Raw genomic sequence first — 14,473 nt, forward strand, 5'->3', positions numbered from 1 at the left:
TCGGACGGCCCAGCCGCTGCCCGTAGGATCGCGGCCATGACGGCACCCGAACCCACCATCCTCGCCACCTCCGGCGGCCACCGAGCGGCCGCGCGCACCCGGGTGGAGTTCGACGCCCTGGTGCACCACGCGGTGGAGCTGTCCGGTGTGCACGGGCGGCGGCCCCGCGTGATGTACGTGGGCACCGCGATCGGCGACAACGAGCACATGGCCGCCCGCATGGCCGAGGCCGCCCGGGTGTCCGGCTTCGACCTCACCCCGCTGGCCCTCTTCCCGATGCCGAACGTGGAGGACGTCGAGGGGGCCGTGCTCGACCAGGACGTCGTGTGGGTGATGGGCGGTTCGGTGGCCAACCTGCTGGCGGTGTGGCGGGTGCACGGCCTGGACCAGGTGATGCGCCGGGCCTGGCAGGCCGGGGTGGTACTCGCCGGGGTGAGCGCCGGCTCCATCTGCTGGTTCCGGGGCGGCACCACCGACTCCTACGGCCCGCGGCTGCGCCCGGTCACCGACGCACTCGGCCTGCTGCCCTACGGCAACGGCGTCCACTACGACACCGACCCCGGCCGCCGCCCGCTGCTGCACCGCCTGGTCGCCGACGGGACGCTGCCGGAGTCGCACTGCACCGACGACGGGGTCGGCCTCGTCTACCGGGGTACCACCCTGGTCGAGGCCGTCGCCGAACAGCGCGGCAAGGGCGCCTACCGGGTGCTGCGCGACGGGGACGCCGCGGTGGAGGAACGGCTCACGCCGCGGCTGCTGCCGCCCGTCGGGCGCTGACCCGCCGACCCTTCCGCTTCCGTCCGCCACGGGGGATGGCCGACAGGTCCGCCGTGCCGGGCTTCGACGCGCTCGGGGTGGGTACCCGTGAGGGCCGGGGGAGGGCCGTCGGCCATCCGCGCGGGCGGCACCGGCAGTACCCGACGGGAAGGACCACCATGGCCGTCACCACCGTGCAACCTGGCCGCCACCTCGCGGACGAGGGCATGGGCGTACCCGAGGACGCCGTCCAGCGTGCCGGGCAGGCACCGCCCGCGGAGTCCGGGGTCTCCGCGCTGGACGCGCGCGAACCCAACCGGCTCACCAAGGGCTGGGTCTGGACACCGCTCGCCCTGATCATCTTCGTCGTCGCGCTGTTCATCGCAGGGACCCTGGCGCGCGCCATCTCCCTGATGACCTGACGAGCCGAGGACCTAACGAGCCGAGGACCTGACGAGCCGAGGACCTGATGATCTGACGACCAGGTCGCCAGGTCGCCAGGTCGCCAGGTCGCCAGGTCGCCAGGGCCGGCGGACCCGGGCGGCCGACCCGGACCCGCCGACCCCGGTTCCGCCGGGGACCCGGGCCGGTGGCCCGCCGTCTGGGCCGGGGGTCCCGGTCGGGGTCCTAATGCCGGCCGCTGCGTTCGGCCCACTGGCGTCAGGGGTGCGGCTGGAGGTTGAGCGGGCCGAACTCGTCCATGCGGTGGATGACCTCCGGCTCGCCTTCCTCGCGGAGCAGGATGCGCAGGCCCTTGTGGCTGATGTCCTCGACCACCCCCCTCGGCGACCAGGAAGTCGGCCGGCCTGACCAGGCTCCACGTCGAAAACGGCAGGTTGTGCTCGGTCGGCTCGGACGTGGCGGTCTCCTTGATCTCCCGGCGCTCGGGCAGGGTGAAGGTCTTCGGCCGTCCGCCCTTGCCCTTCGGGTGAAGCGTTGCGAAGCCGCCGGCGTCGAAGTTGCGGATCACACCCCGAACCCGGTCCGCACTGGTGAACGTGACCTCGGCGGTCTTCGCCACGGCCATGCCCTGCGCGGACAGCAGCACCGTCTGGGCCCGGCGCCAGGTCACCACCGCCACAGTGCCGCGGCGGATGATCCGCGGCAACCGCCGGCCCTCGTCGTCATCCATCTCACGAATTCGTACCCGCTCGGCCATACGCACAGCCTGCCAGCGCCCTGGACCCTGGCCGCCGGAATCCCGGCCGTGTCACACCATTCGGCGGTTCCTCAGCTCGGCGAGCCAACCCCCCACTTGCTCGTCGTCGTGCAGGTAGCCGCCGCCCTCATCCGCGGGCAGGTCGATCCCCCACAGGAGGTTCAGCGCCCACCACGAGATGTCGTCCCAAGCAAGCCGGTCGTCGGCCACCCACCGCGAAGCCCAGCGATCAGCCTCATCCCTCGTCAGCCGCCCCTCGACGAGCGACGCGAGGCAACCCTCAACCTCGTCAAGCGTCGGCTGCCCCCCTGCATCCATGTCCTGACCGTACAGCCAGGGCACACCTTGCCGGGAGCGGCACTAGAGGTCCAGGACCACGCCCTCCGGCCCCTGGGCGGGGGTGGAGCAGCAGATCAGCGCGTTCCCCTCGGCCGGCGGCTCGACCGGCTCGGGGGAGTACGCCACCGAGCCCGCGAGCAGCGACAGCTCGCAGGTGTGGCACACGCCCGTGCGGCACGACCAGCGCACGGGCACGTCGCACGCCTCCGCCAGCTCCAGCAGCGTGGCCTCCCGCTCCGGCCGCCACGGTACGGTCAGGCCGCTGCGGGCGAAGGTGACGGCGGGGCCGGTGCCGGGCTCGCCGGGCGGCTGGTGCGGGGCCCGGGCGGCGGCCGGCGCGCCGATGCCGGGGGTGATCGCGGCGGCCGACCCGAACGGCTCGGTGTGCACCCGCGACGGATCGAGCCCGGCCGCCGCCAGCGCGGCCGTCAGGTCGTCCATGAACCCGGCCGGCCCGCACACGTACGCGTGCGCCGCGGCCGGCAGGCCGAGGCCGCCCACCAGCGCGGGGGTGAGCCGGCCGGCGTCGGTGTAGTCGGTGCCGAGGCGGTCGGCCGGCCGGGGGCGGCTGTAGCAGATCCGGGTGGTGGCGGCGGGCAGCGCGGCCAGCAGCCGGCGGCTCTCCGCGGCGAACGGGTGCTCGCCGCCGTCGCGCGCCCCGTACAGCCACCACACCGGACGGCCGGACCCGGAGCCGGCGAGCGCGTGCAGCATCGCCAGCACCGGCGTGGCGCCCACGCCGACGGAGGCCAGCACCACCGGATCGTCCCCCTCCGCGAGCCGGAAGGTACCGCGCGGCGCTGCGGACTCCAGTTCCCCGCCGACCGCCGCGTGGGCGTGCAGATAGCGGCTGGCCCGGCCGTCCGGCTCCCGCTTGACGCTGATCCGGTAGCCGCCCGCGCCCGGATCGCCGGACAGCGAGTAGCTGCGCACCAGCGGCGGCGCCTCCGGGCCCGGCCGGAGCCGTACGGTGAGGAACTGCCCGGGCAGCGCCCGCGGCAGCGGGCGGCCCTCCGGGTCGGCCAGCCCCAGCGACAGCACGGTGGCGCTCTCCGCGCGCACCTCGGTGACCCTCAGCGGCCGGAACCCCGGCCAGGCCGGGGGCGCGGCGGCCGGCTCGGTCAGGCCCGCGTTGCCGCCGCCGGCGCCGCCCCGCTCGTCCGCGTCGCGCAGCGCCCGCATCGAGGCCTGCCAGCCGGGGCTGAGCGCGGGGATGCGCAGCGCCCGCTCCACCTGCTCGCGGCGGTGGCCGGGCAGGTAGAGCAGGCCGTCGATCTCCGCCACCGTCATGCCCTCCGGACCGTCGGCGACCTTGGTGATCTCCTGCCCGGCGGCCACCTCGCCCTCCTGGACCACCCTGAGGTAGAAGCCGGGCCGGCGGTGCGCCACCAGCAGCGCCGCCATCCGCGGCTCGTCCAGCCGCAGGCCCACCCGGTAGCACGTCACCCTGGGCTGGGTGACCTCGAAGACGGCCCCGCCGACGCGGTAGCGGTCGCCGACGCACACCTCGTCGTCGGGCAGCCCGTCGACGGTGAAGTTCTCCCCGAAGCACCCCGGGTTCAGGTCGTCGCGGTCCAGCTCCCGCGCCCAGTGGCGCAGCGAGTCCAGCTGGTAGACCAGCACCGCCCGCATCTCCCCGCCGTGGCCGGCCAGGTCGCCCTGGCCGTCGCCGTCGATGTTCAGCCGCCGCACCCGGCGCGGGCCCTCCACCGGGTGCTTCCACACGCCGGTGTGGACCGTGCGGCCGCGCCAGGGCACGTCCTTCGGCATACCGACGTTCACCGACACCAGCGTGGCCATGGTCCACCTGCCTGCCTGCCTGCCTGCCTGCCTGTCCGTCCGGCCCGTCCCGGGTCACGGCCCCACCTCCAGCATTTCGCCCCACCCGGTGCCCCGCCACCGCGCCCAGGGAGCCCTCGTGCCGTGGTCCCCGGCCGCCTCACCCGGCGGCTCCCCCTCACCCGGCGGCGACCGCCGAGGACAGGTCCAGTGCCGCGCGGACCGCGCCCGGGATGTCCTCGACCGGGAACAGCACGTGCCGCACCGTCCGCTCCCGGTCGGCGACGAGGACCAGCCGCCTCAGCCGCAGCCGGCCGGCGCCGCGGAAGACCGGCAGCCGCAGCGCCGCCGCCAGCCGCTGCCGGGCGTCCGACAGCAGCGGGAACGGCACACCTTCGGCCCGCGCGAACGCCGCCTGCTCGGAGGGGAGTTGCGTGCTCACCCCGTGGACGGCCACGCCCGCCCGGCGGAAGTCGGGCCAGGCGTCGCGGAACAGCCGGTTCTCCAGGGTGCAGCCCGCCGCCCCCGGGATCGCCCCGTCCCAGGCCACGCCGGTGCCCGGGTAGCAGAACACGACGGTAGCCGCCGCGTCCGGCGCCACCACGGGCAGTTCCCCGGTGCCCGGCCCCTCCGCCGGAGCGTCCGGGACGCACCCGGCCTGCTCCGTACCGCCGTCCCCGGTCGCGGCGGCCGTCACGGTGGCCGGCAACGTGGCCGGGAGGGCGAGACCGGCCGGCAGCCGCTGCCCTGCCAGCGCGTGCACCCGGGAGTGCTGGGCGCCGTCCACTGCCGCTGTGGCCGTGGCGGTGCCGTCGCCGAGCACCCACTGGTCGCCCCAGTCCTGGAGGGCGACCAGCACCGGCAGCAGGGCGAGCCCGGAGTCCGTCAGCAGGTACTCGTAGCGCACCGGGCGTCGCTGGTAGAGGTCGCGGCGCAGCACGCCGAGCGCGACCAGGCCCCCCAACCGCTCGGTCAGCACCTTCCGGGACAGGCCGAGTTCGGCGGCGAGCGCGTCGAAGCGGACGTGCCCGCGTGCGACTTCGCGCAGCACCAGCACGTTCCACCAGTCGCCCATGACGACGGCGGCCTGGGCGATCCCGCAGTTCTCGTCGGCGTTGTGCATCCTCATGGAGCCATAGTAGGTTCCTTTTCGGAACTGACTATGTTTCTGTGCGGAACTAACGCCCCGCCGCCGCGCGGGCCGAACGCGAGGAGCAGCACCGTGACCGTCATCAGCCGGGTCGTGGGACGCGAGATCATCGACAGCCGGGGCAACCCGACCGTCGAAGTGGACGTGGAGCTGTCGGACGGGTCGCTCGGCCGCGCGGCCGTCCCCTCCGGCGCCTCCACCGGGACCCGGGAGGCGGTGGAACTGCGCGACGGCGACCCCGCCCGGTTCCACGGCAAGGGCGTGCGGCGGGCCGTGGACGCCGTCAACGACGCCATCCGCGACGCGGTCGTCGGCCTCGACGCCGACGACCAGGCGGCCGTCGACACCGTCCTCATCGACCTCGACGGCACCCCGGACAAGGGCCGGCTGGGCGCGAACGCGCTCCTGGGCGTGTCGCTGGCCGCCGCCAAGGCCGCCGCCGCCGGCCACCGGATGCCGCTGTACCGGTACGTCGGCGGCGTGGACGCCCGCCTGCTGCCGGTGCCGATGATGAACATCGTCAACGGCGGCGCGCACGCCGACAACCCGCTGGACTTCCAGGAGTTCATGATCGCCCCGGTCGGCGCGGCCTCCTTCGCCGAGGCCGTCCGGATGGGCTCCGAGGTCTTCCACACCCTCCGCCGCGACCTCGCCGCCGCCGGCCACAGCGTCAACGTCGGCGACGAGGGCGGCTTCGCCCCCGACCTGCGCACCGCCGAGGAGGCGCTGGAGTTCGTCGTCGGCGCCATCGAGCGGACCGGCTACCGCCCCGGCACCGACATCACCCTCGTCATGGACCCGGCGAGCTCGGAGTTCTTCCACGACGGGGTCTACGACTACGCCGGCGAGGGCGTTCGGCGCACCCCCGAGGAGCACGCCGAGTACCTGGCCGGACTGGTCGAGCGCTACCCGGTCGCGTCGATCGAGGACCCCATGGCCGAGGACGACCACGACGGGTGGCGGCTGCTGACCGAACGCCTCGGCGACCGCTGCCAGCTCACCGGCGACGACGTCTTCTGCACCAACGAGGCGCTGGTGCGCGCCGGTATCCGCGACGGCATCGGCAACTCGGTGCTGATCAAGGTGAACCAGATCGGCACCCTCACCGAGACCCTGGCCACCATCGCCACCGCCCACCGCGCCGGGTGGACCGCCGTGATGTCCCACCGCTCCGGGGAGACGGAGGACACCACCATCGCCGACCTCGCCGTGGCCACCGGCTGCGGCCAGATCAAGACCGGCTCGCTGTCCCGCGCCGACCGCACCGCCAAGTACAACCAGCTCGTCCGCATCGAGGAGGAGCTCGGCAGCCGGGCCCGCTACGCCGGCGGCGAGGCCCTGGGGCTGCGCCGCTGACCACCCGGACCCGGGCCCGGCGCCGAGCGGCGCCAACCGGGTGGCGGGGAGGGCCGGCGGCGGCGTGGCGCGGTCCGTCGCCGGCCGTGTCGCGCACCGCTTCCAGGGCCACGGGAACCTCGTGGCAGTCCTCGGCGAAGCGCCGGAACGCTTCCGGCGAGCGGTCGACCAGGAGTCCGAACAAGCCCGTTGCCCCGTCGGGGTCGGAACACCCGGCGGGGAAGTCGACAACGCCGTGCCGCCACCGACCATCCGCTGCCTCCCGCCACGGGCAGGCCGTTCACGCCCAGTAGCAGGGCCGGGAGCCGGATTGATCACCTGGCGACAGGTGAGCGCGCGAGCCCGCCAGTACCGAGGCCGGTCGCGCGCGGACCGGGCGGCCGGCGGACGGTGGTGGGGGCGGCCCAGAGCCGAGCGGCCGTCGCCTGACACCCTGCCCCTCCGCCACCCGGGTGACACAGGTGGCCGATCCCGTGGCGATATGTACCGTATGGGACCAGTGCCCGGAACCGGCGCGGAGCAGCCACGGGGAACGGCGGACGAGGGAGGGCCGGATGGCGCGGGGCGAGGGCGGTGCGGGCACCGGCCGACGGCGGGTGGTGCGCTGGCGCCGGCCCTTCCCGACCGCCGAGCCGTCGCTGCGCGTCCGCGACGTCGACGTCACCTGGCTGCTGCCGCTGCTGCTGCTGGTGGCGATCGCCTTCCTCGACTGGAACAGCTCCGGCGAGTTCCGCGTCGTCACCTGGATCGTCCTGGTCCCGCTGACCGCCTCCGCGCTGTCCGGGCCGCTGCCCACCCTGGTGTTCGCCGTCCTCGCGCCGCTGGTCTACCTCGGGCTGGACCGGGCCTGGCCGAGCCGGGAGCGGATGGGCGCCGGCGACTTCCTGCTGGTGGTGGCCTGCGGGGTCGGCGCCGTCGTGGCCTCCTGGCTGCGCCTGCGGGCCGGCCGCCGGACCCTGAGGATGCAGGACGCCGCCGAGGCCACCCGCAATGTCGTCCTGCGGCCCATCCCGCAGGGCATCGGCGGCCTCGACCTGGCCGACGTCTACCTCGCAGCCGACTCCCAGGCCCGTATCGGCGGCGACTTCTACGACGTGGTGCCCAGTCCGCACGGCGCCCGCGTGATCCTGGGGGACGTCCAGGGCAAGGGCATCGGCGCGGTCTCGGCGGCCGGCGCGCTGGCCGGCACCTTCCGCGAGGCCGGCTGGCACGAGCCGGACCTGGCGGTGGTGGCCGGCCGCCTGGAGCAGCGCATGCTCCGCAACAACGCCTACATGAAGGACCTGGGCACGCCCGCCGACCGGTTCGCCACCGCGGTGCTCATCAGCTTCCCGCCGCCCGGGCCGGGCGGCACCGTGCCGGGCTGGATCGAGCTGGTCAACTGCGGCCACGAGGCGCCGCTGGCGCTGTCCCGGCGCGAGGTGCGCGCGCTGCCCAGCGGCACCGGGGCCCCGCTGGGCCTGGCCCGGCTGACCGGACTCGCGCCGCGCACGCTGCGCGTCCCCTTCGGTCCGGACGAGACGCTGCTGCTCTTCACCGACGGCGTCACCGAGGCGCGCGACCGGCACGGGGAGTTCCTGCCGCTGCGCGCCGTCCTGGAGCGGGCGCTGGCCGCCGACCCCGCCGGCGCGACGACCCCGCGTTCGCTCGTGGCCCTGGTGGAGGCGGCTGTCCGCGCGCACAGCGTCGGCGCCCTCCACGACGACACGGCGATCCTGGCCGTCCGCCGGCTGCGCCCCGCGATTCCGGCGGTGCTCGACGAGGACGCGCTCGGCGGCGGACGCGACGACGGCTGAGGCGCGGCGCGCGCGGCTGCGCGTCCGGGCTGGGCGCGGCCGCCGGAAAGGGTCCCGCGACGGTCCCGCGAGGTTCCGTCTGCCGTCCCGCGAGGTTCCGCGGCCGTCCCGCGAGGTTCCGCGGCCGTCCCGCGAGGCTCCTCGGTCGGCGGGCCCGTCACCGGCCGTTCGCTTCCCGACTTCCGTGCGTGCGCGTTCCGTTGACGCGGCGCGGCGCTGTGGCTACGGTCCCAGGAGAGCGCTCTCTCCTCCTTGGTGGCGTGTGATCCCGGGCGCCACCGTCGACGCGGACCAGGCTCAGGAGCCCCCCATGAGTGCAAGACCACGTGGGACGACCGTACTCACGGTCGTGCTGACAACGATGTCAACCCTACTGGCGGTACTGCTCGCCACGCCGGCCACCACGGCTGCCGCGGCCAACGCGAGCATCTGCAACCGCTACTGCGACACGCGCGACCCGGCGCTCAGCCCGACGGACCGCCAGCCGGTGACCGCCGCGGTCGACTCCCGCACGCTCGTGCTCCACTTCGACGACACCGACGCGATGGGCTGGGCGTCGATCGGGGGCGGCGGCGCGGGCGACGAGGTGTGGCTGGACCGGTCCATGGACGGCGGCCGCACGTGGAGCGACGGCAGCAAGCTCGGCGACACCAAGGTGCCCTCCGGCCAGACCGGCTGGCGCACCCTGATGTACAACGTGGACGACTGGAACACCGAGGGCGTCGGCGCCCTGCGCGCCTGCGGCGAGCCGGCCGGCAGCTCCGACATCGCCTGCACCCCGTGGGCGCGCACCACATGGAACGCCGGCGAGCGCCGCACCGCGGCCGCCACCGCGCTGATGATGTCGTACGACCGCGGTTCCAAGCTCTTCGGCGGCAACGGCTGGTGGACCAGCGCCAACGCGCTCACCGCGATCATCGACAACATCCGGGACACCGGCATGGGCAGCTACGAGTACGCCATCGCCGACACCTACAACGCCAACCTCGGCGCCCAGGACGGCAACTTCACCAACGAGTACCTCGACGACACGGGGTGGTGGGGACTGGCGTGGGTGGACGCCTACGACCTGACCGGCGACAGCCGGTACCTCGCCACCGCCCGCACCGACGCCGACCACATGTGGGCCAACTGGAACAGCACCTGCGGCGGCGGCGTGCGGTGGAACACCGGCGGCGAGTACAAGAACGCCGTCACCAACGAGCTGTTCCTCGAACTGGACGCGGCGCTGCACAACCGGATCTCCGGCGACACCACCTACCTGAACCGGGCCCAGCAGGAGTGGTCCTGGTTCAGCGCCAGCGGCATGATCAACAGCAGCCACATGATCAACGACGGCCTCAGCGACGCCTGCGTCAACAACGGCCAGACCACCTGGACGTACAACCAGGGTGTGATCCTTGGCGGGTTGACCGAGCTGTACAAGGCGACCGGCGACAGCAGCCTGCTGACCACCGCCCGCACGCTGGCCGGCGCCTCCACCGTGGGCCTGGAGTCGAACGGCGTGCTGCGCGAGCCCGGTGAGGGCGACTCCTGCACCGGCGACGGCCCGTCCTTCAAGGGCGCCTACGTGCGCGGGCTCGGCCGGCTCAACTCCCAGCTCTCCGACCACCCGTACTCCTCCACTCTGAGCGCCTGGGCCGCCTCGGCGTACGCCAACGACCGCGACGCGCTCGACCAGTACGGCCCGCACTGGGCCGGCGGCGCCGGCAGCAGCGACTACGGCTGCCAGCAGAGCGTCCTGGACCTGCTCAACGCGGCCGGCTGAGCCCCCGCGCGGGACTACGCGAACCCCGCTGGCCCGGTGATCCGCTGACGTCACGTCAGCGGACCACCAGGCGAAGCCGGGACGCCGGGACCGGGCCGCCCCGCGGAGCGCGCCAGCGGGCTCGGCGGTTCTCGGCGGCTACCGGTGGCTCAGCGGCTCCGTGGCTCAGCGGGGGCCGTCGGAGCGCTTGCGGTGGAGCGTGAACTGCTCGAAGACGGACAGCCGGCCCTCGGGCTTGTCGACGTTGTAGTACGTGACGTGCATGCGGGTGGTGTCGCCCGGGAAGCGGCCGGGGTCGACGGTGAAGGCGGCGAAGCCGTAGGGGTGGTCCACGTCGCGCACCGCGCTCCACACGGCCTCCTCCTTGGTGAAGACGGAGGCGCGCTTGCCGTTGGACCCCACCGGGGCCACGGAGGTGATCACCTTGGCCGAACCGTCCTTGAAGAAGGTCTGGTTGCTGGTGCCGGAGACCCCGCCTCCGCCGAGCACCATGTGGACGGTGCCCAGGTTGGTGTCGATGTCGTCGGTCCGGGTGGAGGCCGGGGCCGGGGTGAGCGTCTCACTGCCGGAGACCACGCCGCGCACCGCGAGGGAGCGCTCGTAGTCGTGCTCGTGCCCGCACACCACCAGATCGACCTGGTAGCGGTCGAAGAGCGGCCCGTACGTGGCGCGCAGGCCGAGGTCGGCGCCGTTGAAGTCGGCGGAGCTGATCATCACCTGGTGCATCGCCACGACCACCCAGTCGATGTCGCGGCTCGCCCGGGCGGCCTTCAACTCCTTCTCCAGGAAGGCGAGCTGGCGCCCTCCGGAGTAGCCGTTGACGTAGATGTCGCCGCCGTCCTGGAGGCAGTTGTCGTCGTTCTGCAGCACGATCACCCGCACCGAGCCGGCGGTGAACGCATACCAGAGCCCGGCGAGTTCGGCGTCGGTCTCGGTGGACGGGAGCTGGAAGTACGTCTGGAACGCGCCGAAGCCCACCGGACCGTTGCCCGACTCGATCTCGTGGTTGCCGGCGGCCGGCATCCAGGGCCGGAAGCGGGCCGAACGCTCGTTGTTGGCGAAGAAGTTGTTCCAGGTGCGGACCCGGTCCACGTCCAGGTTGGCGTAGCACAGGTCGCCGTTGAGCAGGTGGAACAGGGGCGCGACCTGCTCGATGCCGGTGACCACGTCCTTGGTGGCCGGGGTGGAGTTGGCGTCCAGGCCCACCGTGCCGTCGGCGTTCCACGTCACCTGCGGCGCGGACTGGTCGCCGAAGCTGGTGAACGTCAGCGGCCTCCGTCCGCGCGGCGCGGTGGTGAACGTGCCGGTGCCCGGGGTGGAGCCGTCGTGCGAGGCCACGTACAGGTACTCGGTGCCGGGGGCGAGCCCGTCCAGCAGCGCGTGGTGGACGTACACGACCCGGCCGGACTTGCCGTCGGTGTAGCTGCGGGTGCGCGCCTGGGCGCCCTGCCCGAGCCCGTGCTCCAGCGTGCCGTACAGCACCCGGGGGCGCTTGACCGGCCCGTCGGTCAGCCAGGACACCACCATCTGGCTCGCCGGATCGGCGCCGAACTCCAGGTGCAGGCCCTGGATCGGGGGCGCGCCCCCGGCGTCGGGGGAGGGGAGGAACGCGGCGGTGGACCCGGACGGGGCGGCGGCGGCCGGCGTCGCGCCCAGCAGCGGCGCGGCCACCGCGGCGGCCCCCGCGGTGCCGAGCATGCCGACGGCGGTGCGCCGGCCGATGCGCTGCCCGGACGGCTCCTGCGGCGTCGCGTTCGTGTTGTTTGCGACCATCTGTGCTCCTCGGTGCGAAGGCGCGGTTCGTCGTGCGGGGACGGGCACGGGCGCGGTACGGGCGGTACGGGCACTGCGGGCGGTACGGGCGGTACGGGTGGCGGGGGCCCTCCGCGGGCCCCGCCGCCGGTGCGGCGCGGCGCTGCTTTCGGGCCACCGACCGTCGTGCAGGCTTCCGCCCCCCGGCGACATCCGGTTGAACAAGGGATGGCCGCCGGACGGCGGCTGCTCCCTCCGGAGGCGCCGCGACCGGGACGAGCGGCGCCGTCCGGCGCCGGACCGCCCGCCGCGCGGCCGGCCACCCGTCCGGTCCGCGCCGTCCCGGGTCCGCCGGCGGGGGCTGTTCGCCACGCGTACCGCCGGATGCCACCTCGCGGCAACGGGTCCTTCGCCCGCGATCGCTGACCTTGGACCGCCCCGCCCCACCGCTGGACCGGGCCCGACCCGGGCCCGTACCGAGCCACCGCACACCCGAGCCAAAGGGGTCTCGCGAGCATGAACGAACCCAACCGGCGCCGTTTCCTGCAGACCGCCGGAGCCACCCTCGGCTTCGCCGCGCTGTCCGGGAGCATCACCCGCGCCGCCGCCATCCCCGCCGCGCGGCGCACCGGGACCCTGCGGGACGTCGAGCACGTCGTCGTCCTGATGCAGGAGAACCGCTCCTTCGACCACTACTTCGGCTCGCTGCGCGGGGTGCGCGGCTTCGGCGACCCCCGCCCGGCGACGCTGCCCGGCGGCAAGAGCGTGTGGCACCAGCCGAACGGCACCGGCGGCGAGGTGCTGCCCTACCACCCCGAGGCCAAGGACCTGGGCCTGCAGTTCATCGAGGGCCTCAACCACGAGTGGACCGGCAGCCACGCCGCCGTCAACGGCGGCCGCTACGACCAGTGGATCGCCGCCAAGTCCCCGGCCACCATGGCCTACCTGACCCGGCAGGACATCCCCTTCCACTACGCGCTCGCCGACGCCTTCACGGTCTGCGACGCCTACCACTGCTCGCTGATCGGCGGCACCGACCCCAACCGCTACTACATGTGGACCGGTTGGACCGGCAACGACGGCAAGGGCGGCGGCCCGGTCGTCGACAACTCCGAACTCGGCTACGCCTGGACCACCTACCCCGAGCGGCTGGAGCAGGCCGGGATCTCCTGGAAGATCTACCAGGACGCCGGCGACGGCCTGGACGCCGCCGGCGGCTGGGGCTGGATCGAGGACGCCTACCGCGGCAACTACGGCGACAACTCCCTTCTGTACTTCGACCAGTACCGCAACGCCAGGCCCGGCGACCCGCTCTACGACAAGGCCCGCACCGGCACGAACGTCAAGGGCGGGGACGGCTACTTCGACCAGCTGCGCGCCGACGTCACCGCCGGCCGGCTGCCGCAGGTCTCGTGGATCGCCGCGCCCGAGGCGTTCTCCGAGCACCCCAACTGGCCCGCGAACTACGGCGCCTGGTACGTCTCCCAGGTGCTGGACGCGCTCACCGCCGACCCCGAGGTGTGGGCCAGGACGGTCCTGCTGATCACCTACGACGAGAACGACGGCTACTTCGACCACGTGGTGCCGCCGTTCGCCGCCGCCGAGGGCCAGGGCGGCTCCACCGTCGACACCGCCCTGGAGCACTTCGCCGGCGACTCCACCTACGCGCCCGGCCCCTACGGGCTCGGCCAGCGGGTGCCGATGCTGGTGGTCTCGCCGTGGAGCACCGGCGGCTACGTCTGCTCCGAGACGTTCGACCACACCTCGATCATCCGGTTTCTGGAGCGCCGCTTCGGGGTGCACGAGCCGCAGATCTCGCCGTGGCGCCGCGCCGTGTGCGGTGACCTCACCTCCGCGTTCGACTTCTCCCTCCGCCAGGACCGTCCGGTGCGGCTGCCGGACACCGAGGGCTTCCAGCCGCAGGACTCCGACCGGCACGACTCCTACGTGCCCGTGCCGCCCGCCCAGCAGGCCCTGCCCCGGCAGGAGAAGGGCCACCGGCCGGCCCGGCCGCTGCGCTACGTGCCGCAGACCGACGCCGCCGCGGACCCGGCCCGCGGGCACGTCACCCTCACCTTCGGCGGCGGCCCGGAGGCCGGCGCCGCCTTCACCGTCACCGCCGCCGACCGCACCGACGGACCCTGGACGTACACGGCCGCGGCCGGCCGTACCCTGTCCGGCAGTTGGGACACGGCCGGCACCCAGGGCGGCTACGACCTGACCGTGCACGGCCCCAACGGCTACCTGTGCGCCTTCGCCGGGACCGTGCACCGCTCCGGTCCCGAGGTGATCGCCCGCCACGAGGGTGCCACCGGCCGGGTGGACCTCACCCTGGTCAACGACGGTGCCACGGACGTCCGTTTCACCGTCCGCGACGGCTACGCGGGCCATCAGCGCACCGTCGTGGTCCGGGCCGGCCGCCGCACCGGCTACCCGGTGGAGACCTCGGCGAGCGGGCACTGGTACGACGTCACCGTCGTCACCGACCACGACCCGGCCTTCGCCCGCCGGTTCGCCGGCCACGTGGAGACCGGCCGCCCCAGCGTCAGCGACCCCGCGATCGCGACGGCCTGACCCGCGACCGCCGCCCGCGCGTACCGCTCCCCCCGGGCAGCACC

General features: G+C 74.3%; 10 protein-coding genes and 1 pseudogene. 6 read left to right on the forward strand and 5 right to left on the reverse strand.

Annotation, left to right across the window (positions count from 1 at the left end):
- The first annotated feature begins 36 nt into the window (after positions 1–36).
- Both BS72_RS11215 and BS72_RS11220 read left to right on the forward strand, forming a co-directional pair.
- Positions 37–777 carry a Type 1 glutamine amidotransferase-like domain-containing protein gene (locus BS72_RS11215; protein ID WP_037909074.1) on the forward strand — a complete coding sequence of 247 codons (741 nt, stop codon included), beginning with the start codon at positions 37–39 and terminating at the stop codon, positions 775–777.
- Positions 778–935: 158 nt separating this feature from the next.
- Positions 936–1,178, forward strand: a complete 243-nt coding sequence (locus tag BS72_RS11220; protein ID WP_157856202.1) for a DUF6480 family protein — start codon at positions 936–938, stop codon at positions 1,176–1,178.
- Between the two features lie 208 nt (positions 1,179–1,386).
- Here BS72_RS11220 and BS72_RS39505 read toward each other — a convergent pair.
- From BS72_RS39505 to BS72_RS11240, 4 genes and pseudogenes are all read right to left on the reverse strand, one after another.
- A pseudogene (locus BS72_RS39505) lies at positions 1,387–1,915 on the reverse strand (helix-turn-helix domain-containing protein); the annotation flags it as partial.
- A 51-nt stretch (positions 1,916–1,966) separates the two neighbouring features.
- A complete protein-coding gene (locus BS72_RS11230) occupies positions 1,967–2,233 on the reverse strand; it encodes a hypothetical protein (RefSeq protein WP_037910100.1) in 267 nt (88 codons plus the stop codon).
- 42 nt (positions 2,234–2,275) lie between these two features.
- On the reverse strand, positions 2,276–4,054 hold the full coding sequence (locus BS72_RS11235) for an MOSC and FAD-binding oxidoreductase domain-containing protein (RefSeq protein WP_037909078.1): 1,779 nt from the start codon (positions 4,052–4,054) through the stop codon (positions 2,276–2,278).
- A 157-nt stretch (positions 4,055–4,211) separates the two neighbouring features.
- Positions 4,212–5,162 carry a winged helix-turn-helix transcriptional regulator gene (locus BS72_RS11240; RefSeq protein ID WP_037909080.1) on the reverse strand — a complete coding sequence of 317 codons (951 nt, stop codon included), beginning with the start codon at positions 5,160–5,162 and terminating at the stop codon, positions 4,212–4,214.
- 93 nt (positions 5,163–5,255) lie between these two features.
- Here BS72_RS11240 and eno point away from each other — a divergent pair, with 93 nt between their 5' ends.
- The 3 genes from eno to BS72_RS11255 all read left to right on the forward strand — a co-directional run bounded on the left by eno (position 5,256) and on the right by BS72_RS11255 (position 10,103).
- On the forward strand, positions 5,256–6,539 hold the full coding sequence (gene eno / locus BS72_RS11245; RefSeq protein ID WP_037909082.1) for a phosphopyruvate hydratase: 1,284 nt from the start codon (positions 5,256–5,258) through the stop codon (positions 6,537–6,539).
- A 554-nt stretch (positions 6,540–7,093) separates the two neighbouring features.
- Positions 7,094–8,335: a PP2C family protein-serine/threonine phosphatase gene (locus BS72_RS11250; RefSeq protein ID WP_051950937.1), complete on the forward strand. Its 1,242-nt coding sequence runs from the start codon at positions 7,094–7,096 to the stop codon at positions 8,333–8,335.
- Between the two features lie 361 nt (positions 8,336–8,696).
- Positions 8,697–10,103, forward strand: coding sequence for a glycoside hydrolase family 76 protein (locus tag BS72_RS11255; protein WP_051950938.1), 1,407 nt, complete (start codon positions 8,697–8,699; stop codon positions 10,101–10,103).
- Between the two features lie 165 nt (positions 10,104–10,268).
- On the opposite strand, the gene BS72_RS11260 is transcribed toward BS72_RS11255, so the two are convergent.
- A complete protein-coding gene (locus tag BS72_RS11260; RefSeq protein ID WP_078901234.1) occupies positions 10,269–11,876 on the reverse strand; it encodes a purple acid phosphatase family protein in 1,608 nt (535 codons plus the stop codon).
- Between the two features lie 495 nt (positions 11,877–12,371).
- Between BS72_RS11260 and BS72_RS11265 the strand changes: the two genes are divergently transcribed.
- Positions 12,372–14,429, forward strand: coding sequence for a phosphocholine-specific phospholipase C (locus BS72_RS11265; RefSeq protein WP_037909085.1), 2,058 nt, complete (start codon positions 12,372–12,374; stop codon positions 14,427–14,429).
- Positions 14,430–14,473 lie beyond the last annotated feature (44 nt).

Origin of the sequence: Actinacidiphila yeochonensis CN732, assembly GCF_000745345.1 — a bacterium.
Lineage (GTDB): Bacteria > Actinomycetota > Actinomycetes > Streptomycetales > Streptomycetaceae > Actinacidiphila > Actinacidiphila yeochonensis.

Coding starts and splice junctions, on each gene's coding strand:
- BS72_RS11215 (WP_037909074.1), top strand. CDS start 37: ATGACGGCACCCGAACCCACCATCCTCGCCACCTCCGGCGGCCACCGA.
- BS72_RS11220 (WP_157856202.1), top strand. CDS start 936: ATGGCCGTCACCACCGTGCAACCTGGCCGCCACCTCGCGGACGAGGGC.
- BS72_RS11230 (WP_037910100.1), bottom strand. CDS start 2,233: ATGGATGCAGGGGGGCAGCCGACGCTTGACGAGGTTGAGGGTTGCCTC.
- BS72_RS11235 (WP_037909078.1), bottom strand. CDS start 4,054: ATGGCCACGCTGGTGTCGGTGAACGTCGGTATGCCGAAGGACGTGCCC.
- BS72_RS11240 (WP_037909080.1), bottom strand. CDS start 5,162: ATGAGGATGCACAACGCCGACGAGAACTGCGGGATCGCCCAGGCCGCC.
- BS72_RS11250 (WP_051950937.1), top strand. CDS start 7,094: ATGGCGCGGGGCGAGGGCGGTGCGGGCACCGGCCGACGGCGGGTGGTG.
- BS72_RS11255 (WP_051950938.1), top strand. CDS start 8,697: ATGTCAACCCTACTGGCGGTACTGCTCGCCACGCCGGCCACCACGGCT.
- BS72_RS11260 (WP_078901234.1), bottom strand. CDS start 11,876: ATGGTCGCAAACAACACGAACGCGACGCCGCAGGAGCCGTCCGGGCAG.
- BS72_RS11265 (WP_037909085.1), top strand. CDS start 12,372: ATGAACGAACCCAACCGGCGCCGTTTCCTGCAGACCGCCGGAGCCACC.